The 24,984-nt window shown below is 61.5% G+C and carries 21 protein-coding genes and 1 pseudogene; 12 read left to right on the top strand and 10 right to left on the bottom strand.

Annotated elements, in window-relative coordinates:
• The first annotated feature begins 7 nt into the window (after window positions 1-7).
• The 7 genes and pseudogenes from ACVIJ6_RS37230 to ACVIJ6_RS37260 form a co-directional block, all read left to right on the top strand.
• Window positions 8-1,555, top strand: a complete 1,548-nt coding sequence (locus ACVIJ6_RS37230; protein WP_456776846.1) for a toll/interleukin-1 receptor domain-containing protein — start codon at window positions 8-10, stop codon at window positions 1,553-1,555.
• On the top strand, window positions 1,548-5,714 hold the full coding sequence (locus ACVIJ6_RS37235) for a WD40 repeat domain-containing protein (RefSeq protein ID WP_456776847.1): 4,167 nt from the start codon (window positions 1,548-1,550) through the stop codon (window positions 5,712-5,714). The genes ACVIJ6_RS37230 and ACVIJ6_RS37235 overlap by 8 nt, the downstream gene beginning before the upstream one ends.
• Before the next feature lie 60 nt (window positions 5,715-5,774).
• Complete coding sequence (locus tag ACVIJ6_RS37240; protein ID WP_456776848.1) at window positions 5,775-6,221, top strand: hypothetical protein; 447 nt, start codon at window positions 5,775-5,777, stop codon at window positions 6,219-6,221.
• 40 nt (window positions 6,222-6,261) lie between these two features.
• Window positions 6,262-6,633: an IS66-like element accessory protein TnpA gene (tnpA, locus tag ACVIJ6_RS37245; RefSeq protein ID WP_039187448.1), complete on the top strand. Its 372-nt coding sequence runs from the start codon at window positions 6,262-6,264 to the stop codon at window positions 6,631-6,633.
• A complete protein-coding gene (gene tnpB / locus ACVIJ6_RS37250) occupies window positions 6,630-6,980 on the top strand; it encodes an IS66 family insertion sequence element accessory protein TnpB (RefSeq protein WP_456772120.1) in 351 nt (116 codons plus the stop codon). Before tnpA ends, tnpB begins: the two co-directional genes overlap by 4 nt.
• A gap of 59 nt (window positions 6,981-7,039) precedes the next feature.
• Window positions 7,040-8,647 (top strand): IS66 family transposase, encoded by a 1,608-nt coding sequence (gene tnpC / locus ACVIJ6_RS37255; protein ID WP_456772119.1) that lies wholly within the window; start codon window positions 7,040-7,042, stop codon window positions 8,645-8,647.
• Window positions 8,648-9,326: 679 nt separating this feature from the next.
• A pseudogene (locus ACVIJ6_RS37260) lies at window positions 9,327-9,377 on the top strand ((2Fe-2S)-binding protein); the annotation flags it as partial.
• A 56-nt stretch (window positions 9,378-9,433) separates the two neighbouring features.
• Here ACVIJ6_RS37260 and ACVIJ6_RS37265 read toward each other — a convergent pair.
• From ACVIJ6_RS37265 to ACVIJ6_RS37275, 3 genes are read right to left on the bottom strand one after another with little or no spacing between them, the layout of a single operon-like run.
• Window positions 9,434-10,180 carry an SDR family NAD(P)-dependent oxidoreductase gene (locus tag ACVIJ6_RS37265; protein ID WP_444837216.1) on the bottom strand — a complete coding sequence of 249 codons (747 nt, stop codon included), beginning with the start codon at window positions 10,178-10,180 and terminating at the stop codon, window positions 9,434-9,436.
• Between the two features lie 55 nt (window positions 10,181-10,235).
• Window positions 10,236-11,474 (bottom strand): thiolase family protein, encoded by a 1,239-nt coding sequence (locus ACVIJ6_RS37270; protein ID WP_057199221.1) that lies wholly within the window; start codon window positions 11,472-11,474, stop codon window positions 10,236-10,238.
• Window positions 11,475-11,518: 44 nt separating this feature from the next.
• Window positions 11,519-12,628, bottom strand: a complete 1,110-nt coding sequence (locus ACVIJ6_RS37275) for a CaiB/BaiF CoA transferase family protein (RefSeq protein ID WP_057199301.1) — start codon at window positions 12,626-12,628, stop codon at window positions 11,519-11,521.
• Window positions 12,629-12,736: 108 nt separating this feature from the next.
• On the opposite strand from ACVIJ6_RS37275, the gene ACVIJ6_RS37280 reads away from it, so the two are divergent.
• Both ACVIJ6_RS37280 and ACVIJ6_RS37285 read left to right on the top strand, forming a co-directional pair.
• Window positions 12,737-13,513 (top strand): enoyl-CoA hydratase/isomerase family protein, encoded by a 777-nt coding sequence (locus ACVIJ6_RS37280; protein WP_230646578.1) that lies wholly within the window; start codon window positions 12,737-12,739, stop codon window positions 13,511-13,513.
• Window positions 13,514-13,668: 155 nt separating this feature from the next.
• Window positions 13,669-14,769, top strand: coding sequence for a phenylacetate--CoA ligase family protein (locus tag ACVIJ6_RS37285; protein ID WP_210164252.1), 1,101 nt, complete (start codon window positions 13,669-13,671; stop codon window positions 14,767-14,769).
• Between the two features lie 22 nt (window positions 14,770-14,791).
• On the opposite strand, the gene ACVIJ6_RS37290 is transcribed toward ACVIJ6_RS37285, so the two are convergent.
• From ACVIJ6_RS37290 to ACVIJ6_RS37315, 6 genes are read right to left on the bottom strand one after another with little or no spacing between them, the layout of a single operon-like run.
• A complete protein-coding gene (locus tag ACVIJ6_RS37290) occupies window positions 14,792-15,634 on the bottom strand; it encodes an ABC transporter ATP-binding protein (RefSeq protein ID WP_200948603.1) in 843 nt (280 codons plus the stop codon).
• 9 nt (window positions 15,635-15,643) lie between these two features.
• Window positions 15,644-16,873 (bottom strand): ABC transporter substrate-binding protein, encoded by a 1,230-nt coding sequence (locus ACVIJ6_RS37295; protein WP_057199224.1) that lies wholly within the window; start codon window positions 16,871-16,873, stop codon window positions 15,644-15,646.
• 44 nt (window positions 16,874-16,917) lie between these two features.
• The gene (locus ACVIJ6_RS37300; RefSeq protein WP_057199225.1) at window positions 16,918-17,970 is read right to left on the bottom strand and encodes a branched-chain amino acid ABC transporter permease; all 1,053 of its coding nucleotides are present in this window, start codon (window positions 17,968-17,970) and stop codon (window positions 16,918-16,920) included.
• Between the two features lie 3 nt (window positions 17,971-17,973).
• Complete coding sequence (locus ACVIJ6_RS37305) at window positions 17,974-18,858, bottom strand: branched-chain amino acid ABC transporter permease (RefSeq protein ID WP_057199226.1); 885 nt, start codon at window positions 18,856-18,858, stop codon at window positions 17,974-17,976.
• Window positions 18,855-20,819, bottom strand: coding sequence for an AMP-dependent synthetase/ligase (locus tag ACVIJ6_RS37310; RefSeq protein WP_057199227.1), 1,965 nt, complete (start codon window positions 20,817-20,819; stop codon window positions 18,855-18,857). Before ACVIJ6_RS37310 ends, ACVIJ6_RS37305 begins: the two co-directional genes overlap by 4 nt.
• Window positions 20,819-21,484 carry an ABC transporter ATP-binding protein gene (locus tag ACVIJ6_RS37315; RefSeq protein ID WP_456777175.1) on the bottom strand — a complete coding sequence of 222 codons (666 nt, stop codon included), beginning with the start codon at window positions 21,482-21,484 and terminating at the stop codon, window positions 20,819-20,821. The genes ACVIJ6_RS37310 and ACVIJ6_RS37315 overlap by 1 nt, the downstream gene beginning before the upstream one ends.
• On the opposite strand from ACVIJ6_RS37315, the gene ACVIJ6_RS37320 reads away from it, so the two are divergent.
• From ACVIJ6_RS37320 to ACVIJ6_RS37330, 3 genes are all read left to right on the top strand, one after another.
• Window positions 21,365-21,616 carry a hypothetical protein gene (locus ACVIJ6_RS37320; protein ID WP_456777189.1) on the top strand — a complete coding sequence of 84 codons (252 nt, stop codon included), beginning with the start codon at window positions 21,365-21,367 and terminating at the stop codon, window positions 21,614-21,616. The two genes, ACVIJ6_RS37315 and ACVIJ6_RS37320, sit on opposite strands and share 120 nt — an antisense overlap.
• A gap of 564 nt (window positions 21,617-22,180) precedes the next feature.
• Window positions 22,181-23,338: an acyl-CoA dehydrogenase family protein gene (locus ACVIJ6_RS37325; protein WP_057199228.1), complete on the top strand. Its 1,158-nt coding sequence runs from the start codon at window positions 22,181-22,183 to the stop codon at window positions 23,336-23,338.
• Between the two features lie 96 nt (window positions 23,339-23,434).
• Window positions 23,435-24,079 carry a TetR/AcrR family transcriptional regulator gene (locus ACVIJ6_RS37330; RefSeq protein ID WP_057199229.1) on the top strand — a complete coding sequence of 215 codons (645 nt, stop codon included), beginning with the start codon at window positions 23,435-23,437 and terminating at the stop codon, window positions 24,077-24,079.
• A gap of 96 nt (window positions 24,080-24,175) precedes the next feature.
• Here ACVIJ6_RS37330 and ACVIJ6_RS37335 read toward each other — a convergent pair whose 3' ends face one another.
• Window positions 24,176-24,967, bottom strand: a complete 792-nt coding sequence (locus tag ACVIJ6_RS37335) for an enoyl-CoA hydratase (RefSeq protein ID WP_024343234.1) — start codon at window positions 24,965-24,967, stop codon at window positions 24,176-24,178.
• Window positions 24,968-24,984 lie beyond the last annotated feature (17 nt).

Here is a 24,984-nt window from a genome sequence, read left to right on the forward strand (position 1 = left end):
GATGGCAATGCGCGAGATCTTCATCAATTACCGGCGGATCGACACCATGGAGTCGGCCGGACATTTGTACGCTGATCTCTGCCGAATGTTCGGCAAAGATGCGGTCTTCATGGATACGCGAAGAAGTATCCCATGGGGCGCGGATTGGGACCGAGCGCTGAAGGACGGATTGGAGAATTGCGAGGTCCTGGTGGCGCTGATCGGACCACAATGGACCACCTGTGAACGGTCACCCGGGATGCGTGCTCTTGATGCTCCTGACGACTGGGTCCGCAACGAAATCGCGACAGCGCTCAAGCGATCGAAGAAGGTTCTGCCGGTACTGATCAGGAGGGACAAGCCGCCATCCGAAGGGGAGTTGCCTGCGGAGCTCTGCGATCTCCGTTTCCAATTTAACGAGGCCTACCCAATCTCGGAGGTGCACTGGGAGGAAGAAACCGGACAGCTCGTGAACGCGTTGAAGGAACTGCCAAAGCTCAAGCAGCTGTACGATCTTACGACGGGCGAGAGAGGGATTCGGCTGCTTGAGCAGCTGATCCGCCAGAATGCAAAGGTAGCAGACAAGGTCAGTCGGTCGCGGGTCGTGATCGAGACCACGGATCGCGGAGTGGACGAGATCAGGCTGCTCAAGAACATTCACGATGCGCTGCACGAGATCGAATCGAAGTCCCTGATTCCCATTCGCAGCGAACTGCAGCTACTCGAGTTGAACCCGAAAATGGGAGAATCAGTCGCGGTCAAAGCGCTCGCCAGCGCGCGCAGAAAGTTCGATCAGCAGGTTCGCGATATCCAGGCGTTGCGGGGTGAGCTGACTGCGATCGTTCCAAACCTGAATGTCTTGCTGGAAATCGATCTGCCACAGCATCTGAGCGCGACAGCCATGGCTTTCGACAAAGCGGCCAAAACGCAAAGGGCCACGGATTTCGATCGTCTCGTCGGCACGCTGGAACACCTCGGTGGCGAGATACCTGTGCGCTTAAACGACGAAATCGAAAGGGCAATGAGGCAGCTGGAATTAAGGCAATTGCTCGATCTCATGGCCGCGGTGGCGGGCCTTCTGGACCCGACTGCTGCCGCCAACCGCGAACTCAAGCCGATGCTGGCGGGTATCGCTGCGCTCAACGATCTGCGCGACGACTTGGCTTTGCGCGTACGCGATCATGGCCTGTTGCAGGGACTCGATAATACGCTTCGCCGGATGTTCGGTGGCCAATACAGACCCGGCTCATGGGACGAGGCGGACCGTGAGAGCCTATCCATCAACTGGAACTCGATACGGAGATTGCGCGAACGTTTCGTCGTACCGTTCTCGCCAATCTTCCGGGATCGTAAACAGGATCTGGAGGACCTCGAAGCCGGTATCGAACTAGCATTTAAACGCGACGAAAAGGGCGCGGACGTCCTCGCGTTGCTCAGCGAATACTCCAACGAAGTCGGAGAGCTCTTTCGCGAGGTGGATAGCGAGCTAAAGGATTTCTGCGCCAAGCTGCGTGAGAGGACACAACCATTAAAGGCGATCCTGGATCAACTTGAGCCGGAGCCCCAGAATGTCTGATCAACTCGCCTCCATCGCCCCAGCCGCTCCGTTCGGGGATGCCGCCGAGATGCGAGGTGTAAACGCCGGCCTGCTAGAGGCAATGGACCGGCGACTCGGACGTGACAGCAGCCCCGAGAGCGAGGCCGCCGCTCTTCAGGAGCTTGAGGCGGGCATTCGTATCTTTCTTGACCGCGGCGCGGCGACCGGTACCTTTGTCGAAGACATCAAGGAACGAACAGCCTGCCAGGTCTTGCTCGACTACTGGTCTTCCACCCTGTCGCATGCCGGCATGCGTGTAACGCGCTCCCGCCTGGCGCCCTTCGACGCTGCGCGCCTGCCCGATCTTAGCGACCAGAAATGCCCCTATGTGGGCTTGGAATCGTTCCGCAATAACACGTTTTTCTTCGGCCGCGAAAGCGCTGTTGCCAACCTGCTTCAGCGCGTGAGAGAGATTCCACTAGTAGTGGTGCAGGGTGGATCGGGAAGCGGAAAGTCATCGCTGGTGATGGGCGGTGCATTTCCGGTGCTTGCGGCGGCAGAGCATGCGCCGCGGTTCCGCGTGATTGGGCCATTCACGCCCGGCAATACAATGCTCGAAAATCTGATTGATGCGCTCCGCGCCCCAAATCCCGATGTGCCCTACGACCGCGTTGCAGAAGCCGAGATTTTACGGGCGAATCCTGCCTTGTTACCCAAGGTCGTCTGTGCGACGGCAACGCCGGTCTTACTTGTCGTCGACCAGTTCGAGGAGATCTTCACCTTATGTAAGGAGCGTGATCGAGCGATCGCCGCCAGCGCCATTGATGCTCTGCTGAAATCGTCTCCGGATTGCCGCGTCATACTTACATTGCGAGAGGAATTCACTAACGAGCTCGACAAGCTCGAGCCACTGCGTCCCTATTTTGCGCGGCACGCACGCTTTTCGATGAAGGAATGGCCGATGGGCTACGACGAGCTCAGGGCCGCTATCGAGCGGCCGGCGGCCCTTGTTAACCTGCATTTTGCACCAGGCATTATCGATGATTTAGTCAAGAGCGTGCTCGGGCAGGACACGGCGCTGCCGCTCTTGCAGTTTGCGCTACAGTCGCTATGGAAGCAGCGCGACCATAATCGCGTTACGCGCGAGGCCTACGAACGCGTGGGCAGCCCGCTCGTCGCGCTGGAACGCTACGCTGATGGGTTCTACAGCGGACTATCGCCCGAAAATCAGAAAGAACTGCAGCGAGTTCTCCTCGAACTCGTTCGCATCGACAGAATGATGGAAGCCTATCGCGAGCCGCGGATGCGGAGCGCTTTGCTTGAGAGCGGGAATCCGCGCACCGATGAAGTACTCAAGATGCTCGCGCGCGAAGACTTCCTACGCATTACGCCGACGGCTGACAACGATGCGACAGTCGAGGTCAAGCACGAAGCGTTGCTGCGCAATTGGCCCCGTTATGTAGAATGGATCGGCGGCAAGCGGGAGGGGGTGCGGCAACGCGTTGCGCTGACAGAGGCCGCGCAGCGATGGGATGCGCGTGGGCGCAGCCGCACTACCGACCTGCTGAGTCCCTGGCAGCTGCACGACGCGCAGCGCTTGACTGGCCTGACCCAACTCGAGAAAGACTATTTGCAATCCAGCGAAGATTACGCGAACGCCGAGCAGCGCGCCCGCGACCGAGAAAGACGATTCAAGTACTTTTTTGCCGCTTTAGGAGTCGTCGTGCTGGTCGTGCTGTTCGACAGCCTACTGTGGGTCATGAATGCTCAAACGGCTCGCGAACGCTCGCAAGTGCTGGAGGAATTCGCGCACGCTACCGAAGCGTCATATCGCGGCCAGATCGACGACGCGCTCACTGAGACGCTGGAGGCCGGACTCAAGATGACGATGTTGCCGGATCAGGTTCAAGCCGCCCTGCGTCCGCAGTTGCGTGAAGCTCTGCTGTCGACGCTCCAGAATGCTACTCAGCTTAAGCGGCTGTTCGTCAAGGATGGTGGCACGTTCAACGCCGTTGCATTCCACCCCACACGGTCCGATACGCTGATTGCTTTCGGCGGCAGCGACGGCCAGATCTACCTGGCGACCCTGGGGCATGTCGGAGAGCCGTTCCCGAACTCACTCAAGACCTGCGGCGATGACCAGGGGGTGTCCGCTCTAGCTTTCGCGTCGAATGGGCATCTCCTCGTCGCCGGATGCCGCAGCGGCAAGCTGGCAGTGTGGTCTGCCGACGACTGGCATCCCATTGGTAGTCAGCAAGTGTCTCAGAACTTCATCAGGAGCCTAAGCATTAGACCGGATGGGCGTCTCGTTGCCGTCAGCGGAGGAAAACATGTTGCGCTCGTTCAACTGGATGAACAAGGCGCCCCGTCGAAACAGACGATAAGGTTGGCCGAGGGAAACGAGGCGTCCGGCGGCGGAGTTCAGACCGTGGCGTTTTCACCGGACGGCGACACGCTCGTGGCCGGAGACGGCGACGGCAATATCTTTGTCTGCAAGACCGGAAGCGCCGAATCGTGGGACTGCAGGAACCCGCAGGGCTATCAGCGGGTGGAGAATGACGCGATCCTGACGTTGGCATACTCTCCTGACGGCCGGCAGATCGCCGTCGGTCACTATTGGCGGGGGGCTGTCGACCTATGGGATGCGCAGTTTTCCGCTGATAGCCGTAGAACGATTTACCATCAGTCACCGTCTGCGGTGTATGGCCTGACATTCTTTAAAGCCTGCAAGGAGTGGCAACTAGCCATTGGCACGAACGCCGGACTGGAATACAGCCCCATTGGCGACGGCTTGCAGCAAGCCGGACCGGTCGAGTTTTGCGCAAGAGCCAGATGGGCCCAAATCGGAGACCAAGTCTATAGCGTCGCCTTCGATAGCCGCAGCGGCCTGATCGCTGCAGCGACGCAATCAGGATATGTTGCGATACTCGATCCGGCCGGCAAGCGGGATCCCCTTCGCGAACGGGTGGTTCAGCCCAAGAGTTCGAAGATCCGGGGGGCGCTCCTGGCCGAGAAGGACTCGGCTGCGTGGGTGGCACTCCAGAACCCTCCAACCAAAGCAGACCCATCCAACGTTACAATTCTCAAGCTCGATGAGGAACGCGGCGAAGATGTTGTCCTGCATTTTGCGGCAGGAACGGGTGAGATCCAGCGCTTAGCGGCGAGTCCACAAACGCTCCGTCTCGCCACGATTGGATGTATCCGATCGCCCGACGTGCCGGACTGTTTGGCGAACGATCCATACGAAGTCATTGTCTGGCAGTTCACCGAACTCATGGATGCGCCCACGCGAATTGTCTCGCTTACTAACTCCGACTTTATAGCGTCCGACTTCCAGGGCCGGGCACCTGTTCGGGCTATTCTAAGCCCTGACGGGCGGTGGCTCGTGGTTTCGTTCTTGTACGGCTCCGCACCTACCGCGAGGGATCAAGACTCGCCACAGCCGTTGTTTGTGTTGAGGCTCAACGATCCCGGCAAGGGAATGTGGATTGACTCGAACTTGCGGCGGGTCAGAGAGATTGCTTTCAGCATTGATAGCAAGATGTTTGCAGCGGGAGGGTGCTGCGCAACCGACAAGGCGGAAAACAACCGGGATCAGATCCGGCTTTGGTCAGTGGATGGCTCTGGATTCACGCCGAGACGGTCGGCACTAACCCTCACGCCTCTAGCCAAGACCGTACAGGACCTTGCCTTCGCATCAGATAAAAAAGGCATCCCAATGCTGCTCGTTGGCGGGCGGTTTGGGACGATATACCGGTGGGTTCTCAACACCAAGGAAGCCACCGAAATGCGGGTCGACACGCATGGGGTGTCGTTTATCGCATTCAGCCACGATGAATCTCTTGTCGCTGCAGCCGATTCGCAGGGGGTTGTACGTCTGTGGGATACGTCGCGCTGGCTCCCATTTGAGCTCACGCCAAACACGGATGACCCTGCGGCGCCTGGCTTTCTTGCCTTTAGCATGACTGGCGCGCGGCTCATATCGAGCGCCGATAAGCTGGATTTCTGGGACCTCGATCCCGCTCAGCTCCAGCGCAAAGTCTGCTCGCTGCTCCGCGAGGTGGGTCCAAATGGGGTGGATAGGGAAACGCCCTGGCATGCAGACAGGGAGTGCAAGGAAGGGGCTCTGACGCATTATCCACATTCCTTTCCAGAACGCGTAAGAGATTTTTTTATGAGAGCGTGGGCAGTATTATGATCAATAAACGGAACAAGCCGCGCGGAAAGTTGCAGCTTCCTGGCTTAGCCAAGTCGAGGCGTGGTCCTCGACATTGACCTGGTCCAGTGGAATTGCACGGGAGCCCTCAAAATCCCGCTCATTTGGCGGTGGTTCGCGAGACTTGGCATCATCGGCCAATTACTCCGCTCGCGAGACAAACTCTGGATAACGCACAATCCGGAAGTCGGCCTGCATGCGGCAAAGCCCGCTTCTGCCATGGCGAAGCTTGCCGGTGTGAGCTGGCCCCAGGACTTGCCGCATCCATCGCGGCTTCTGACCCGGCCCGAACTCGTCGATGCGATCGCCGAAATACCGGATGCGTTCTCCGGCATGCAGAAGATGCCGAAAGAAATCGGCCTGCCCGTGACATTCAAACTCGACGCCTGCCGGCATGGCGGGATCACCGAGCTTGAGGAGGCCGAACTTACGGAGGGACTGGGCGCACACCGTAAGCCCCCGGTGACGGCCACCTTGCGTCGGCAGTGAGGCTTCGCGAAGCCATAGGACTAGTCCTGGAGCTAGTCCTATGGCCAAAGCGGAAGTTGAAGTGATCACGTCGGAGCGGCGACGGCGGCATTGGTCGCGGGCTGACAAGGAGCGCATCGTCGCTGCAGCGTTGCAGCCGGGTGCGACGATCCTGGGCGTGGCGCGCGCGTTTGGTGTGCATTCCAGCCAGGTGTTCCGCTGGCGCCAGCAGCTGTGCGGCGAGGAGACTGCCGTGCCCGGCTTCGCCGCTGTGACGATTGCAGCCGATCCCGATCTTCACGCAGCGGCAGCTCCGCCTCAGGGGCTGATCGAAGTCGAGATCGGGACTGAGACCAAGATCCGGATCAGCGGCGCGGCGGATGCCGCGACGGTGACGGCGGTGATCACGGCGCTCCGGGCGGGCTCGCGATGACGATCCCGATCCCTTCCGGCACACAGGTCTGGCTGGCGACCGGCCATACCGACATGCGCAAGGGCTTCGACGGCCTGGGGCTGCTGGTCCAGGAGACCTTGAAGCGCGATCCGCATGGCGGCCATCTGTTCGTGTTCCGCGGCCGCAGCGGCGGGCTGATCAAGGTGCTGTGGCACGACGGCCAGGGCATGTGCCTGTTCGCCAAGCGGCTGGAGCGCGGCCGCTTCATCTGGCCACAGGCTGTTGACGGAGCGGTGACGATCACGCCGGCCCAGCTCGGCTATCTGCTCGAAGGCATCGACTGGCGGCATCCGCAGCGGACGTGGCGCCCGGAAGCTGTTGGTTGAGGGCTCGAACGTCACGGCACTGATGCGTGCCGGGCGGAGCTGTGATTCCATCTTCTGTGATGATCACAGCCGATTCGCTCCCTGATGATGTCGCGACGCTGAAGGCGCTGGTGCTCGCCGGCCAGGCGGCCAAGCTTGCGGCGGAAGCCAAGGCACGCAATCTCGAAGCCGAGGTCCGCGCCCGCACGCTGCTGATCGAGCAGATGAAGTTCACGATCGCCAAGCTCAAGCACGAACAGCACGGCCAATCCTCCGAGCGCGCCTCGGTGCTCGATCAGCTCGAGCTGGAACTCGCCGACCTCGAGGAGGATGCATCGGAGGCCGAAGCCGATGCGCAGCTGGCAGGCGAACGCGCTAAGGCCGCGAAGATAGACGTGCAGCCATTCGAGCGGCGGCGTCCGGCGCGGCGGCCGCTGCCCGAAGACCTGCCGCGGGAGCGCGTCGTTCATCCCGCGCCGGCCAATTGTCCATGCTGTGGCGGGGACAGGTTGCGCAAGATCGGCGAGGACGTGACCGAGACGCTGGAGCTCGTGCCGCGGCAGTGGAAGGTGATCCAGCATGTGCGTGAGAAGTTCTCCTGCCGCGCCTGCGAGGCGATCAGCCAGCCGCCGGCGCCGTTCCATCCGATCTCGCGCGGGCGCGCTGGACCGCGTCTGCTCGCGCACATCCTATTCGCCAAATACGGCTTGCACCTGCCCCTCAACCGGCAGAGCACGACGTATGCGCACGAAGGTGTGATGCTGGACGTCTCCACGCTGGCCGACTGGGTCGGCGCGGCGGCGGCGACATTGATGCCGCTGGTCGATGCGATCAAGGCGCATGTCCTCGCTGCCGAGCGCATCCATGCCGACGACACCACGGTGCCGGTTCTGGCCAAGGGCGAGACGCGCACGGGGCGCGTCTGGACCTATGTGCGCGACGATCGGCCCTTCGCCGGGCACGCGCCGCCGGCCGCCTTGTTCTTCTACTCGCCCGACCGCTCCGGCACCCATCCAGAGGCGCATCTTGCGACCTATGCTGGACCGATGCAGGCGGATGCCTATGCCGGCTTCAACAGGCTCTACGATCCATCGCGGAAGCCGGGCCCGATCATCGAGGTCGGCTGCTGGGCGCATGCACGGCGCAAGTTCTTCGAGATCGCACGGCTGAAGAAGGCGCCGATCGCGATCGAAGCGATCGCGAAGATCGACGCTCTGTTTGCGATCGAGCGCGAGATCAACGGTCTGCCGGCCCAAGAGCGCAAAGCCGCGCGCCATGCGCGCAGCCGCCCGCTGGTCGATGAGCTTCATGCCTTCCTGCACGAGCGCCGCACCAAGCTCTCCGGCAAGAGCGAGACCGCCAAGGCGATCGACTACAGCCTCAAGCGCTGGGAGGTGTTCACGCGCTTCATCGACGATGGCCGGCTGTGCATGACCAACAACGCGGCCGAACGCGAGCTGCGCGCCGTGGCCGTCGGCCGCAAGAACTGGACCTTCGCCGGCTCCGACGATGGCGGCCGCCGTGCTGCCGCCATCTACACCCTGATCCAGACCGCCAAGCTCAACAACCTCGACCCGCAGGCGTGGCTTGCCGACGTCCTCGCCAGGTTGCCCGATCATCCGGCCAGCAGGATCGCAGACCTGCTGCCCTGGAGCTGGAAGCACACCGCCATCCCTGCCGCTGCCTGATCGCTCCGATCAATCGTCCATCCGCGCGGGCTACTCCGCCTGCGGTCTTCACCGGATGCGTACCGCACACCGCACAAGGGAAAGTTACGCCGGCTACGCCAAGCGCACACCCCCACGCATCCTTGCGGCAACACGCAAGCGGCGAGCTCACGTTTTGGCGAACACAATGCAAACGGAATTTCAGAATGCGGTGTCTGGCGAGTTTCAGAACAACGAAATCGTGAAAATGTAAGATACTGATCAGGCTTCAGAAAACTGGCTGGGGCGGGAGGGATCGAACCTCCGAATGGCGGAATCAAAATCCGCTTGATTATTCTGCTGTTTCAAGACGTATTTGGAAAAATGGACGAAATTCGCTCCAGTAATTTTAATACCTTAGCTGCTGTTTCCAAATGAATGCGGGACTCAGGGGGCAGCTTGTAGCGTGCTCTCGTGCGGTCAAGGTAAGCGCGATGGCTAGAAACCCGCGGGTGACCGTGTGAAGCGGTTCTTGACCCGTCCAGTGCCGAGCGAGTACCGATACGACGCGAGGATCTCTTTCGGCCAGAATCTCGCGGCGGAGGGCCGCAACACCCGGTTCTTGCTTTTCGTCGACGAGAAAATTCCTGGGCTTGTTGCATAACGAGAGTTCGCCAGTAGTGTCTTGGTGGAGCACCACTCGGAATAAAACTGCGAACTCTTTCGTTATCGAAATCGCGGCTTTGAATTCTGCACATCCTGCCCAAAGTAATCGGCGGCGGTCATTGAACCGCTGTTGAAATTTCGGAGGGCCAGAAGCGGCATCATCTAGCGCGGCTGCATTCGCGCGCCTGCGTCAATGCTGATAGTTGTGGCGTTAAGATAGGCATTCTCGGCGATGTGCTTGACCAAACTGGCGAACTCGTGGGGTTGCCCCATCCTGTTCGGATAAAGGATCATACGGTCAACGATCGACTGCGAAACCTTCGGCGGCATGCCGGCGACCATCCCGGTGTCGAACAAGCCCGGTGCAATGGAGACGACGCGAATGCCATGTTCAGCGAGGTCACGCGCGACAGGCAAGGTGAGGCCGACCACGCCGGCCTTGCTGGCGCTGTAGGCCGCCTGGCCCACCTGCCCTTGCGAGGCTGCGCCGGATGCGGTGTTGATGATGACGCCACGTTCGCCGCTCGGGCCCTCCGGTTGGTTGCAGGTCATAGCGAGCGCCGCAAAGCGGATGATGTTGAAGGTGCCGGTGAGATTGATGCCGATGACCTTGTTCCAGGTCGCCAGCGGAAACGGCTGCCCCTTCGATACGGTCTTGGCCGCATCGGCGACGCCCGCACAATTGACGGCGATATGAACCGCCTGGAATGCTTCGAGCACAGCCTCGATCGCGGAGCTAACGCTGGTCTCGTCGGCAACGTCGACAACACGCCCGAATGCCGCGCTCCCCAGTTCCCGGCAAAGATCGGCGAGCCGCGACTCGTCACGATCGAAGGCGGCGACACGCACGCCCGCCTTCGCCAGTGTGACGCACGATGCCCGCCCGAGCCCCGACGCCGCGCCGGTCACGATTGCAACTTTTCCATTCAACTGCATGAGAGCCCCTCTTGCTCGATCTTCTGTATCAGCGGCCAAGGATGGTGATGCAGGCTACCGCCTCTTCGATGCCCTGAAGGCCGCCGCCGTTTTCGGCGAGCGCGATGCGCGCCCCCTCGACCTGCCGCGGTCCCGCCTCGCCGCGCAGTTGCGCCACCAGTTCATGTACCTGCCCGATGCCGGTGGCGCCGACGGGATGTCCCTTGGATTCAAGTCCGCCGGACGGATTGACCGGTATAAGTCCGCCGAGCGCGGTGTCACCGCGCTCCGAAATGATGCCGCCTTCACCGAAATCGCAGAATCCGAGGTTCTCGATCTGGATGATCTCGCCCATGGCCGTCGCGTCATGCACCTCGGCGACAGCGACGTCGTCCGGGCCGATACCGGCCTTGTTGTAGGCCTTTTTCGCCGCGAGCGCGGTACAGTGCCGCTCCACTTCGGACGGATCACGATCGCTACCGGTCTGGATGACCGATGCCAGCACGCGGATGGCCCGCGACTTGTCGAGACCAAGCCGCTTCAAGCCCGCCTCGGTCGCGAGGATCGCAGCCGCCGCACCGTCCGATATCGGCGAGCACATCGGAAGCGTCAGCGGATAGGTGATCGGCGGGGCATTCAGCACTTCGTCGACCGAATAGGCATTGCGAAACTGCGCCAGCGGATTTTCCACGGAATGCCGATGGTTCTTCGCCGCCACCGCAGCAAGCTGGCGCTGCGTGGTGCCGAAGCGCTTCATGTGCTGACGTGAGAACGCGGCGTAGACATCCATGAACACGCTGTAGGGCTTGTCCGAGGTCGTGCCTTCCGGCACCTCGACTCCCTCGCCGAGCGCTAGCAGCCTGTCGCGAATTTCGCCGTCGCGGCTGACGTCCCAGGCACTATCGAATGCCTCGAACATCAGCTTGCGATCTGTCGAGAACATCTTCTCGGCGCCGAGCGCGAGCGCAACGTCCCCCTCACCCGCCTTAAGGAAAGTCACGGCAAGGTTGAACGCCGTGCTGCCGCTGGCACAGGCGTTCTCGACATTGACAACGGGAACGCCGCCGATTCCCATTTCGCGTAGCAGGATCTCGCCGCGGATCATGTGCTGGCGCTCCATATGGCCTTGCGACGCGTTGGCGAAGAAGGCCGCTTCGATGTCAGACTTCTGCAATCCCGCATCGCCGAGCGCGGCATCCACCGCGCTGCGCGACAGGGTCTTCATATCGATATCGAGCATGCGCCCAAACGGGGTCATGCCAACACCGACCACATAGATGTCGCTCATCGCGCCCTCCCTTGAGGATTGGAATCTTCTCTGGTCTCTACCTGCTAGTCCTTGAGCTCCGGCAGTGCACGCAGCACCTGCTCCGTATGCTCGCCAAGGCCGGGCACGCCGGAGCGCGGACCGGGATGCTCGCCGGAAAAAATCAACGGCTGCGCCACATGGTGGCTCCGCCCGCCGTTCCCATCCGCCACCTCGCGGAACAGCCCGCGCGCCCGGAAATGCGGATCGGCGGTCACCTCGCTCAACGAGTTCACCGGCCCCCATGGAATCCCGGCGGCATCCAGCTTCTGCGCCCAATCGGTGCGATCGCGCGTCGCCAGCACGGCAGCGACCTTGCCTCGCAAGGCATCGCCGCGCGCGACCCGCTCGCTGCGATTGAAGCCGGCCGCATCAGGCATGCCGAGCAACTCGCACAGCGGCCGCCAGAACCAGTCTTCATGAGCAATCGACAACGTGAGGAGACGGCCATCGGCACACTTGAAGACGCCATAGGCCGGCTCGGCGCCGATGTCGGCGAGCGGCGCACCGTTCATCACCGGACCGAGCATCACCGACATCCAGGACACCAGGCCGTCCGTCATCGAGACGTCGACATATTTTCCTTCTCCCGTACGTGCGCGCTCGAACAGCGCCGCCAACGTGCCGACGGCAGCGAACATGCCGGAGGACAGGTCGCCGATCGCGATGCTTCCCGGATCCTCCACCGAGCCTTGCTCGGCGTGACGAAAGAGAAACCCGGCAAGTGCCTGATAGGAGATGTCGTGGGCGGGGCGATCGCGATACGGCCCGTCCTGCCCGAAGCCGGAGATCGAGACATAGACCATCCTTGGGTTGAGCTCCGCCATCGCCTCATGGCCGAAGCCGAGACGCGCCATGGTGCCCGGACGAAATCCTTCCATCAGCACGTCGGCGGAAGCGACCAGCCTGCGCAGGTTCAGCTTGCCTTCAACGCTCTTGAGATCCAGCGCCACCGAGCGCTTGCCGCGATTGAGCGCGCCGTGAAAGGCCGGAAACTGCCGTGCAGGATCTCCCGCGCCCGGACGTTCCACCAGGATCACGTCGGCGCCAAGATCACTTAGCAACAAGGTTGCGTAAGGCCCGGGATACTGCTCAGCCAGACTGATCACCCGAATTCCAGCGAGGGGAAGACTCATCTCGATCGCTCTTTCCGGCAGCGGCTTGACTTGCATTAATCCCGACAGTCTGTAACATAACCTTACGAATAATCAACTAACTCGAAAGTCAATTCCGAGGAAAGTCCGGTGGAATCGGTTATCTCTGAAATTCGGGGTGGCGCGATGTGGATCACGCTGAACCGGCCGGATGCACTCAATGCCATCACTCCCGCGGTGATTTCGGGCATCAACGCGGCGCTCGACAAGGCTCAGCTGTCAGACGTCCGCGCAGTAGTGCTGACCGGAACGGGGCGCGCATTCTGCGCCGGCGCCGACCTCAAATTCGTACGCGGCGAAGCCGGGAACGAAACGTCGCTGAGCCGCCTTCTCGATACCGTTCTCCTTGTCATGAACCGGCTCGAGACGTTTCCCATGCCGGTGATCGCGTCGCTGAACGGATTGACGTTGGCTGGCGGCTTGGAACTGATGCTGTGCTGCGATCTCGTCGTCGCGGCGCGCTCGGCCAAGCTGGGCGACGCCCATGCAAATTTTGGGCTCTTGCCCGGCGGCGGCAGCTCGGTGCGGCTGCCGCGTAAGATCGGCCCGACCCGCGCAAAATATCTGCTCTACACCGGCGAGTTCGTGCCAGCCGAACAGCTCGTTGCCGCCGGACTGGTCAACGAGGTCGTCGATGACGACATGCTGATCCCGGCGACCGAGGCGCTGGTCGCCAAGCTCGTCAACAAGAGCCCGCTCGTGCTTCGGCGCATGAAGGTGCTGGTCGATGATGGCCTCGAGCAACCTTGTGCGATAGCACTGCGACAAGAACTGCTCGCCAGCGAAGTCCACGCCCGCAGCAACGACCTGAAGGAGGGACTTGCCGCATTCGAGGAAAAACGCAAACCACGCTTCACCGGCAAATAGGAAAAGCAAGTCGGGAATGCCAAGAGGAGACGGTAATGAGCCAGGAGACGCGCTTCACGGTCCTGCAACAGATCCAGCGTGCGGCCCACCAGCTCGCACCCGCCATTCGGGAGATGTTCGATCGCGCAGGCCTCGCTCCAGCCGATCTCAAGACCGTGGACGACCTGTCGCGGCTGCCCGTATTCAAAAAGGAGTCGCTGGTCGAGTTACAACGCCAGCGGCCGCCATTCGGGGGTTTCCTTGCAGCAAAGGATGAAGAAATCGTCCGTATCTTCGTCTCTCCCGGCCCCATCAACGAACCTCAACTGAGGCACGACCGCGACGGATGCGGCTTCGGCACGGCCTTTGCCGCCGCCGGCCTCGGCCCCGGCGATCGCGTGCTCAACACCTGGTCCTATCATCTCGTGCCTGCCGGCCTTCTGCTCGACGAGGGCCTGCGCTCGGTCGGCGCGACGGTGATTCCAGCCGGCACCGGCGGCAGCGAGTTGCAGGCGAAGCTGGTGACCGACCTTGGCGTGACCTGCATCTGCGCCTCGACCGCCTTCTTCATCACGCTAGCGGAAGCCATCGAGGCGATGGGTCATTCGCTGCCCGGTGGCTGGAAGGTCAGAACTGCGTTGCTCGGCGGCGAACTCGGCGACTGGCTCGGCAAGCGCCGTCGCCTGGAAGCCAGGTACGGCGTTCGCACCTTCGCAGTCTATGCGACGGCGGACTTCGGCGTGATCGCCTTCGAAAATGGCGCGCAGGACGGCGGCTACGAGGTTCACCAGGACCGCATCGTGCAAATCTGTGACCCGACGACGGGGGCTCCGCTTCCGCACGGCGAGCCCGGCGAGATCGTGGTTACCACGCTGACGCCGGGCTGGCCGCTGATCCGGTTCGGTACCGGCGACGTCGCCGTCGCCACGGCTATGAACGCCGATGGCACGGTGCGCAGGATCGGCATGCTGCAGGGACGCGTCGGGCAGGCGGTGAAGGCGCGCGAGATATTCATCTATCCGCGCCAGCTCGAAGACCTCGCCATTGCCATTCCGGGAATCGGCCGCGCGCAGGCCATCGTCACCCGCCCGCAACAGCGGGAAGAGATCACGGTGCGGCTTTCGCTGCTTCCGGATGCGGACCGCGACGCCGTCCTGGCGGCGGCGCCGGCCCGCTTCAACGCGCTGTCTCGTCTGAAGGCCGACCGTATCGAGGTGGTAGGAACAGACGAACTGCCGGCCGACGCTCCATTCGTCGTCGACCGGAAGGACGCCTGACCCCGCACCGGCACGCAGCGCCTCAGCCGAGCCACCGCTTGCGGCGTCGATAATGCTTGATGTCGCGGTAGCTCTTGCGCTCGCCCTTAAGGTCAAGCCCGAGGTAGAACTCCCGCACGTCCTCGTTGTTTCGCAGCTCTTCCGCGGCGCCTTCGAGGACGATGCGTCCATTCTCCATGACGTAGCCGTAGTCGGCGATATCCAACGCGACGCGCGTGTTCTGTTCGACGATCAGAAGCGTGGTCCCGCTTGCCTTGAGGTCCTTCAGCAGCTCGAACACCTCGTCGATCATCAACGGCGCTAGGCCAAGCGACGGCTCGTCAATCATGATCAGCCTGGGATTGGCCATCATCGCGCGCCCGATCACGACCATTTGCTGTTCGCCGCCGGACAGATAGCCGGTTATCCGATCCTTGAGCGCCGCAAGCCGGCGAATGCGATCGTAGACATGATCAAGGCGCTTGCGTACCTCACGCCCCGACGATTCCATGTGGCCGCCGACCAGCAGATTCTGCTCGACGGTCAGATGGCGCAACACGCGGCGGCCCTCCATCACATGGATAATGCCGCCTCGAACGACTTCGGTCGGGTCCGCCCTGTCGATTCTCTTGCCGTCGAAACCGATATTGCCGGAGGTCACCCGGCCGTCCTCGACGCGTATGATGCCGGAAATCGCTTTCAGCGTCGTCGACTTGCCGGCCCCATTGCCGCCGAGCAACGCAACGCATTTGCCATCCGGCACGGCGAGCGAAATGCCCTTCACCGCCAGAATGACGTCGCTGTAGATGACTTCAACGTTGTTCAGCTCGAGCAAAACGCAAGCCTCCCGAGGGGATCCGACCGGGCCCGCGGGACCCGGCCGGATGGCGTTACTTCACCACTTGTTAATGGACGGCACCGGCACGTTGGCAGCAGCCTCCGTGTACTTGCCGTCCTTGATGGTGACGATACTCGCGACCAGCCCCTGCGTCGGGAACGGCCCGTCGTTCGAGAACTTGGTGTTGCCGAGAATCTTGTAGGTCTCATCCGCGGAGATCGTCGTCGACATCAGCGCCTCGCGGACAGCTTCGCCCGTGACCTTGTCCGCGCCGACCTTCTTGGCCGCAGCTTCGATGGCCCGCATCGCAATCAGCGCCTGACCAAGACCTTGGACAGCCGAAACCGTCCATTTGGCCTTGAGGTCGTACTTGCTCTGAAGCATCTCGAAGAACTCGCGGCCAGGCGTCTTTGTGTCGGTGGGCGCAGCCATCGCATAAACTTCGTAATCGCCCTCCATCTGCTTGACGTCGCCGATCGCGCGGCCGGATTCCGCCAGTCCGTTGTGCGAACTCATGACAATCGGCACCTGTTTGCCGAGCGACTGCAGCGCCCGCTTGGTGGCGACCACGGCGGCCGTGTTCGTCATGACCATGATCACTTCGGCTCCCTTACGGGTCACGCGGTTGACCTGGGTGGTCAAATCGGTGGGCTGAACTTCCGTGAACACAACCTCGACGACTTCGACCTTGTCCGGATTGTCGGAGGCATATCGCTGGACACCCTTGTGCTGGTCGACATAGGCCGGCGAGGCTTCCGACGAGATGATCGCGACCTTCAGCGGCCCGCTGCCTCCGCGCTTCTGGCGGAACCACTCGAAGAACGCAGTGGCCTCATGGCTGTAGGTCGGGCGCTGGTTGAAGATCCACGGATCGGGCTTCCAGGCAAAGCCATACGCGGCAGTCGACATCACCATCGGGATCTTGTCGGACGGCAGCCGCCCCTGAAGCGCGGCGACGTCGGGTCCGCCGACCCCAAGCACGATAATCGGATTTAGCTCGGCCTTGATGCCGGGCCACAGGCTCGCCACCTGCGCCGCATCATAGCGGTGATCGTAATCCTTGGTGCCGAGCTTGACGCCGATCTTCTTGCCGACTTCGGCATTCCACCATTCGATGACCGGCCGGCGCGCACCGATCAGGTCCTTCATCACATCCGCATAAGGACCGGTAAAATCGGCAAGCGACGCCACATTGTAGGTCGTCTGGGCACCGGCCGGCGCCGAGATCGTCAGCAAACCGAGCGCAGCGGCCGCCCCAAAGATCTTGATGTGCTTCAAGATTGTCATCTTCAGTTCCTCCCATGAATGTTCTAATTCCGATCGCCCAGGCATCAATAGGGAAATGGCCAAAGGCGATAGGATCGTTTCAGGATATTCCAGCGGTGCATCAGCCCGCGCGGCTCGAAAATCAGGAACGCTGCGATGATCCCGCCGAGAAACACGTTCATCATCGCAAACACCACATCGCCACCGAGCGAGGGAAATTGCGCGACGATGCTGGGCCCAAGTGTAACGAAGCTTTCCTGAATTGCCTTGATGACGAAGACGCCGATCAACGCTCCGGTGATCGAACCGAGGCCTCCGACGATGACCATTGCGATGAACCAGATCGAATGGAACAGCGTGAATTGATCGACGGCGACGAAACGCACGTAGTAGGCCCACAGCCCCCCGCCGATCCCCGCGTAGAACGCACCGATCAGGAAGGCGGTTGCCTTGGTCCGCACGACGTTGATTCCCATCAGCCCGGAAGCGACGTCGTCGTCGCAGACTGCGACGAAGGCGCGCCCGTGCCGGCTGCGCACGATGCCATAGGCGCCGAACACCATCGCCGCGGTCACGGCCAGGCAGAGATAGTAGATCGAGGTCTCACTGACGAAACTGAAGCCGAAAATCTGTGCCGGCTCCAGCGTCAACCCGTTCGACCCGCCGAACCACGACTGCGGCAGATTGAGAATGAGGAAATGAAACAGGGTCTGTGCCGCGATGGTGGTGAGCGCCAGGTAAAAGCCCTTGATGCGAACCGCCGACAAGCCAAAGATGAACCCGAACACCGCGGCGGCGCAGCCCCCGAACGGAATACTGAGCCAGAACGGCAGATTGAATTTGATCGCCAGCGCTCCGGTGGCGTAGGCGCCGACTCCCATGAACGCAGCCTGGCCGAGATTGATCTGGCCCGCATATCCCATGTTGATCTGCAGGCCGATCACGACCACGGCCATGATCAGCATATTGGTCGAGATGGCGACGAGCCGCGGTCCCAGAACATGGGGCAGGATGACCAGCGCGACGAAAAGCAGAACGAGCGCGACACATTGTCCGCGGGTGCGGATCAACGCCTGATCGCGTTCGAAGCTGGTGGCGAATACGCCTGCCGGATCCATCGGTCACACCCTTTCGATGGTCTTCCAGCCGAACATTCCGGTCGGCCGAATAAAGAGGATGAGCAGCATGATGATAAACGGAAACACGGTGCCGATCGCGCCGCCCACGATCGGATCGAGGTAGGCGGTCACGAGCCCCTGAATGATACCGACGATAAGGCCGGCCAGCAGAACCCCGGCGATCGCCTCGAAACCCGCCAGCAGCGCCACCGGCAACGCCGCAAGGCCGATGTCGGAGGCGAGGAAGTTCAGCGACTTTCCGCTGAGGAAGATGATGGCGCCAAGCGTCGACAGCACGGCACCGAGAATCCAGGCGAACGCAATGGAGCGCTTCACTGAAATTCCCATCGACAGCGCCACCTGATGATCTTCGGCAACCGCTGTCATGCGCAGCCCGGCCCGCGTGCGGTTGAAGAACCACGACAGGCCGAAACCGACGATGACCGTGATTGCGCCGCCGATGAGAAGCGAGCGAGGGATGAGGATCTCCCCGATGATCACCGGCTGAAGCGGAAAGATGATCGGGAACGAGCGCACCTGCGGGCCGAACAGCACGAGGATCAGGCCGCGGATCAGGATCAAAAGTCCGATCGTGACCATGACCATGGCGAACACCGACTCACCGGCGAGGCGGGAAAAGAACACCCGCTCGATGAGGAGTCCGAACAGCGCCGCCGCAACGAACGCGAGCGGAATGCCGATCGAGAGCGGCAGGCCCAGCGAGGCGACCATCCACCAGACGATGAAGCCGCCGAACACGACGAGTTCGCCTTGGGCGAAATTGAAGACCTTCGACGCCCGATAGATGACCACGAAGCCCATGGCGATGAGGGCATAGAGCAGCCCGACCAGCGCACCGTTGATGAAGTAGTTGACGAAATCGATCATGCGATGGCCCGCAACGGTTCAGCGGCGTTTGCCGACTTGCCTGCCTTGACGACGTCGTGGATGGCGACGTGAGCAGACAGCGCGCCCTTTCGCCCGTCCTGATATGTCACCGCGATGTCGAGCTTCTGATGATCCCGACTGCCGTACATCGCCTCGATCAGCACGGCATAGCGTTCGGCGAGGAATTCGCGTCGCAGCTTGCGTGTGCGGGTCAATTCGCCTTCATCCGGATCGAGCTCCTTGGGGAAGTTGGCAAAGCGACGGACCCTCGCGTGCTCGGGCAGGAACGTGTTGACGCGCGCAATCTCGCCGCGCATCAATTCGGCCACCTCTGGCTTCTGCGAAAGGTCGGTGAAGGTGGAGAAGCTGATGTTTCGATCCTCCGCCCAACGCGACACCACGCTCATGTCGATATTGATCAGCGCGCCGATATAGTCGCGCGTATCGTCGCCAAGCGTCATGATGTCCTTGATGAACGGGCTGAAACGCAGCCGGGTCTCGATAAACTGAGGCGGAAACCGTTCGCCGGAGCGAAGCTGTCGAAGATCGTCGAGGCGCTCGAGGAATACGAGCTCGCCGCTGTCGGTGACCGACACGGCATCGCCCGTGCGATACCATCCGTCCTCAACGCGCTGGGCGACGCTGTCGGGCTTCTTGTGATAGCCTTGAAAGACACTGCCGCCACGAACGAGCAATTCACCCTGCTCCGACACCTTCCATTCCAGCGCCGCACCGGATTCGGGGTGCGAGCTCAGCCAGTGCCCGACCGTCTCGAGATTGTACCGATTCCCCTGATGCAGGGTCAGGAGTCCGATCTCGGTGGCGCCATAGATATTGCGTAACGGCACGCCGATGGCATGGAACAGGCGAAACACATCCGGCGCCATCGTGGAGCCGCCGCACAATGCGAGCTTGATGCGCGTGAGGCCGAGCTTGTCCCGCAGCGGCTTCAATACCAGCATCTCCGCAAGCGGCAGCGCAAGCCGCGCGCCGAGCGGGACGGGCCTGCCTTCAAGACGCGCGACATGGACCTTGTGGCCGATATCGACACCCCAGGCATAGATCGCCCTGCGCGTCCGGCCGGCATCGAGCATCCGGCCCTGGATGGTGGCGGCGAGGCTCTCCCACTGGCGGGGAGCGAATACCATCACCTCGACTGCGAGTTCGCGGATATTGTTGAGAACCTCCTCAGGCGATTCCGGGAAATTCACCACCAGCGGCAGCAGGAGGCCGATAGTGACGCCGAAGAACTGCTCCGTCGCCCAGGCCGGGGCGATATAGGTGAGATACTCCATGCCGGGCTTGATGCCGGTCGCCGCGATGACGCGATGCGCGTTGTCGACGAGATAGCGGTGGGTCAGCACCACGCCCTTCGGCCGCCCGGTGGTGCCGGAGGTATAAGACAGCACGGCCACGTCGTCGGGTCGGCCTGTCTCGACCAGGCGCCGGAACAGATCGGTATCCTCGGCGTGGCGCGCGCGTCCGACCTCAACCACCTTCTCGAACGGCGTCAGGCGCTCGTGACGATAGGACCACATCCCGGTATCGTCCCAGTAGATCATCTGGCGAAGGTGCCGAACGCGATCGAGAATCGCGAACCCCTTGTCCACCTGCTCCTGATCCTGCGCTACCAGACAGACCGCATCGCTATCGTTGAGGAGGTATTCGATTTCGTCCGCAGTGATGTCAGGATAGAGCGAGACGATCTTGCATCCGATCGAGAACGCCGCAAACTCGCTCCAGAAGTTCTCCGGCTCGTTCTCGCCGATAATGGCCACGGTCTCGCCGCGGCGAATACCCATCGCGTCAAGGCCAAGGGCGAAGGAACGCACCTTCTCGAGAACATCACCATAGGTGTATTCGCGCCAGATGCCGCGATACTTGTGCCGCTCAACGAGCCGGTCCGGCGCCGCGCTGGCGCGCTCGAGCAACAGTTGCGGAATGGTACGCATCGGCAGCATCAGCGATTTCCTTCGCCCAGATATGCCTTGAGCACCGCAGGATTCTTCTGAACCTCCAGCGGAGTCCCCTCTGCAATCTTGCGGCCAAAGTCGAGCACCACGATCCGGTCCGCTAGATCCATGACGACACCCATGTCGTGCTCGACGAGCACCACCGGGATCTGTCGCGCCTCGCGAACGTCGAGAATGAATCGCGCGAGGTCCTCCTTCTCCTCGGTATTCATCCCGGCCATCGGCTCATCCATCAGCAGGATGCTCGGCTCCTGAGCCAGTGCCCGACCGAGATCGACGCGTTTGCGCAAGCCGTAGCCGAGGCTGCCGACCGGCTGATGGCGGATGGATTCGATTTCGAGCAGCTCGATGATTTCCTCGACGACCTCGCGGTGCCGGATCTCCTCGCGTCTGCAAGGCCCGAAGTAAAAGAATGCCGACGGAATCGAGCTCTTCATGTGAATGTGACGGCCGACCATGATGTTTTCGATCACGGTCATGTTCGAAAAGATATGCGTCCCCTGGAAGGTCCGGGCCAGGCCGGCCTTCACGATATGGTGGACGCCCATGCCGGACAGCAGCGAGCCATTGAATCGTACCTCGCCCTGCTGCGGCCGATAGAAGCCGCTGAGGCAATTCATCAGGGAGGTCTTGCCGGCACCGTTCGGCCCGATCACCGCGAGCAACTCGTCCACCCCGACCGCGATGGACACATTGTCAAGCGCGACAACGCCACCGAAAGCCATCCGGATACCGTCGGCGACGAGAACCGCGGCATTCTGCGCCGCACGGCTCTGCGATGCTGAATAGAGAGGCGAAACAGCGCTCAACACGCTCCCCCTTCACCAACGCAGTCCTGCGACATTCATCCTCCCCACGGTATGCGGCATTTCGACCGAACAGCGCCCCACCCTCAAATCGACCCATCCTCTGCGGATTTTTATGACCGATGAGCATTATTTTTAACTCGACGGTCAATTTCGGTCAAGCCCATTCGGGCGCCTGCAACACACCACGACGAAACAGGCAGATCGAACACTCCGGCGCGAACGCATCAAGAGGCACGGATTCCGGTTGCAGCAGGCAGCAGGCACTTCCCGCTTTGGAGGAAGCTCGTGATTGGGCGCATTCAGGCGCGCCTTTCGACGAAGCGGCCTCGACTTTTCGACCTGCAATGGCACCAAACCGAAAAGGCAAAGCCTCGAATATGAATTGACCATAACGTCAAATATCCTAATATGTGGTCGAATACGGAAGATCTGCAGCTCTCCGTGAGCAACGTCTGTCACCGGTTTCGCGCGCTCGCGAAACCGCGTCGCTCCAGCAACGCTGCCAATTTCCGGTAAGGACAGGCAGGAGGAGAATCCGGGATGGCAGGAGCCGAGAGCAAATCTTTTTCGTTCCTAACCGACCAGCAAACGATGGTTCGGGACGTCGCGCGCAAGGTTGCGACCGACGCGATCGCCCCCACGGCAGCGGAACGCGATCGCACCGCGACGTGGCCGCACGCCGAATTGAAGGCTCTCGCGAATCTTGGCTTCATGGGCATGCTGCCGCCGGAACAATATGGCGGCTCGAACGCGGGGTTCGTCGCCTATTGTCTGGCGCTGGAGCAGATCGCTGCGGCCGACGCGGGTGTCGGCACCATTTTCCACGTCCACAACGTCACCGCCTTCACCATCGCCTTGCGCGGCAACGAGGAACAGAAGCAGAAGTATCTGCCGCCGATGCTGCGCGGCGAAAAGATCGGCGCGTTTCTTCTCACTGAGCCGCAGGCCGGATCGGATACCGCCGCATTTCGTGCCACCGCGCGCCGCGAAGGCGATCACTTCATTCTCAACGGCACCAAGCAGTTCATTTCCAACGGGAGCGAGGCTGGTACAACGATCGTGCTCGCTCGCACCGATCCGCAGGCCGGTAAAAGTGGATTTACGACGTTCATCGTCGACCCGACCTCACCCGGCTACAATGTTGCGCGCGTCGAGGACAAGCTCGGCCAGCGGACGGCCCATGTCGCTCAGATTCAGCTCGACAATCTTCGTGTTCCGGCGGAGAACGTGCTCGGCGAAGTCGGCGCTGGCTACCGGATCGTCATGGGTGGCCTGTCTGACGGTCGGATTGCAATCGCCGCGCAGGCCGTCGGCGTTGCCCAGGCAGCGCTCGACGCTGCGATCCGCTACGCCAACGAGCGCGAGGCCTATGGCAAGCCGATCGTTGAACTGCAGGCGGTGAGCTTCCATCTCGCGGAGATGGCCGCTCAGGTCGACGTCGCGCGGCAATATTATATCCACGCCGCGCGGCTCCTCGAGGCCGGAGCGTCCTGCGCCAAGGAAGCGGCCATTGCCAAGCTCGTCGCTTCGGAGATGGGGGAGAAGGTCTGCTCGGACGCCCTGCAGATCCACGGCGGCTACGGCTACCTGAAGGATTTTCCGGTCGAGCGCTACTATCGTGACGTTCGAGTCTGCAAGATCTATGAGGGAACCAGCGATATCCAGAAGCAAATCATCGCGCGCAGCCTTTCGGCCTGAGGTTCCAGAAATTGACTTCGAGGCAATAATTTTGACTATGGGGCCTCAAGCATAGGGAATCGTTCCCTATATGCTCCGGATATTCGGCATGCTCTCATGAAGAAGGCATCGACAGCAAGGCGCGGCCGCCATGCCTCCGCCTGGAAAAGCGTAGTCCTCAACCGGGAACAGCAGTTCTCGCTGAAGCGGGGCGCGCTGCTTCGCGAGGCGGGCCGCGCATTCAGCCTTCGCGGCTATCACAACACCTCGCTCGAGGATGTGGCGAAGACCTTGGACGTCACCAAGGCCGCGCTTTACTACTACGTCACGAACAAGCAGGAAATTCTCTTCGAATGCCACATGATGTCGCTCGACTTCGGCGACGAGGCGATGAAGTACAGCGAAGAGCATGGCAAGACCGGGCTTGAAAAAATTCTCCTGCTTATCGACAAGTACGTCAAAACCATCACCAGCGAGATGGGCTCTTTCGCGGTGCTCGGCGAGTACGACGCGCTGGAGTCGCAGAACAAGGCGATCATCGGCAAGCGTCGCGACAAGTTTGACCGCGGCTTCCGGAAATTGATCTCTGAAGGTATTGCCGACGGGACGGTGCGTGCCGTCGATCCCAAGCTGACGGTGTTCTTCTTCATGGGGTCGATCAACTGGATGACGCGATGGTTCACGACTGAAGGACCGCTCACCGGCGAGCAGGTCGCCCGGCAACTTGTCGATCTCGTAGAGGGAGCTCTGCGGAGCCGCTGATCGCGCCTCGCCGCCCCAGCGGAGCCGAAACGCTGCTCGCAAAAGACGCCTGGAACCCACGAAAACGATCCGCCGGACGGAGGCGCAAGAGCAATGTTACTTTCGTCCCTTCCAGAGCGGCTTGCGCTTTTGTACGAAGGCAGCAATGCCCTCGCGCGCATCAGCGTGGGCCATGTTCCTCACCACGAGTTCGCCGGAATATTCGTAGGCATCGGAGATGGGCATTTGCAGCTGGCGATAGAACGCCTGTTTGCCGAGCGCCAACGTGTAGGTCGATTTCGAGGCGATCTCCGCTGCCAGCGACTCGACCGTTTGCTCGAGTTGCTCGGGCGTGACCACATCGTTGATCAGCCCGATGCGTAGCGCAAACGCCGCGTCGTAGAGGCGCCCCGTGGTGAGCATCTGCATCGCGTGTTTCGGCATCACGGCGCGCGACAACGCCACCATGGGCGTGAGGCACCACAAGCCAATGTTCACGCCCGGTGTCGCAAACCGCGCCTCGCTGGAGGCGATCGCGAGATCGGCACTGGCGACCAACTGGCAACCGGCGGCCGAGGCCACGCCTGCGACGCTGGCAATGATGACCTGCGGTTGATCCCGCATCGTCTGCATCAGAGCCGAACAGCGCGTCGACACCGTCTTGAAGAATTCGGGATCCGTCTCCCCGTCAAATTCGGTAAGATCATGCCCCGCGCAGAAGATCTTCTTGCCGATCCCAGTCAGGACGATCACCGCGATCGACGGCTGCCCCCGGAGGTCCATCAGATGGCGGGTCAATTCATCGATTGTCGACAAGGAAAGGCTGTTGCCGCTACGCGGACGGTTCAAGGAAATGTACGATACCGCACCCCGATCATCGCGGATAACAAGTTCTTTTTCTTCGCTCATGACACGTTCCCAGAAAG

The sequence above is a fragment of the Bradyrhizobium sp. USDA 4369 genome (genome assembly GCF_054056435.1).

What these genes read in the sequence shown, in the direction of transcription:
- ACVIJ6_RS37230 (WP_456776846.1), top strand. Translation starts at nt 8, where the DNA reads ATGCGCGAGATCTTCATCAATTACCGGCGGATCGACACCATGGAGTCG.
- ACVIJ6_RS37235 (WP_456776847.1), top strand. Translation starts at nt 1,548, where the DNA reads ATGTCTGATCAACTCGCCTCCATCGCCCCAGCCGCTCCGTTCGGGGAT.
- tnpA (WP_039187448.1), top strand. Translation starts at nt 6,262, where the DNA reads ATGGCCAAAGCGGAAGTTGAAGTGATCACGTCGGAGCGGCGACGGCGG.
- tnpB (WP_456772120.1), top strand. Translation starts at nt 6,630, where the DNA reads ATGACGATCCCGATCCCTTCCGGCACACAGGTCTGGCTGGCGACCGGC.
- tnpC (WP_456772119.1), top strand. Translation starts at nt 7,040, where the DNA reads ATGATCACAGCCGATTCGCTCCCTGATGATGTCGCGACGCTGAAGGCG.
- ACVIJ6_RS37270 (WP_057199221.1), bottom strand. Translation starts at nt 11,474, where the DNA reads ATGAGCGACATCTATGTGGTCGGTGTTGGCATGACCCCGTTTGGGCGC.
- ACVIJ6_RS37275 (WP_057199301.1), bottom strand. Translation starts at nt 12,628, where the DNA reads ATGAGTCTTCCCCTCGCTGGAATTCGGGTGATCAGTCTGGCTGAGCAG.
- ACVIJ6_RS37295 (WP_057199224.1), bottom strand. Translation starts at nt 16,873, where the DNA reads ATGACAATCTTGAAGCACATCAAGATCTTTGGGGCGGCCGCTGCGCTC.
- ACVIJ6_RS37300 (WP_057199225.1), bottom strand. Translation starts at nt 17,970, where the DNA reads ATGGATCCGGCAGGCGTATTCGCCACCAGCTTCGAACGCGATCAGGCG.
- ACVIJ6_RS37305 (WP_057199226.1), bottom strand. Translation starts at nt 18,858, where the DNA reads ATGATCGATTTCGTCAACTACTTCATCAACGGTGCGCTGGTCGGGCTG.
- ACVIJ6_RS37310 (WP_057199227.1), bottom strand. Translation starts at nt 20,819, where the DNA reads ATGCTGCCGATGCGTACCATTCCGCAACTGTTGCTCGAGCGCGCCAGC.
- ACVIJ6_RS37320 (WP_456777189.1), top strand. Translation starts at nt 21,365, where the DNA reads ATGGTGGACGCCCATGCCGGACAGCAGCGAGCCATTGAATCGTACCTC.
- ACVIJ6_RS37325 (WP_057199228.1), top strand. Translation starts at nt 22,181, where the DNA reads ATGGCAGGAGCCGAGAGCAAATCTTTTTCGTTCCTAACCGACCAGCAA.
- ACVIJ6_RS37330 (WP_057199229.1), top strand. Translation starts at nt 23,435, where the DNA reads ATGAAGAAGGCATCGACAGCAAGGCGCGGCCGCCATGCCTCCGCCTGG.
- ACVIJ6_RS37335 (WP_024343234.1), bottom strand. Translation starts at nt 24,967, where the DNA reads ATGAGCGAAGAAAAAGAACTTGTTATCCGCGATGATCGGGGTGCGGTA.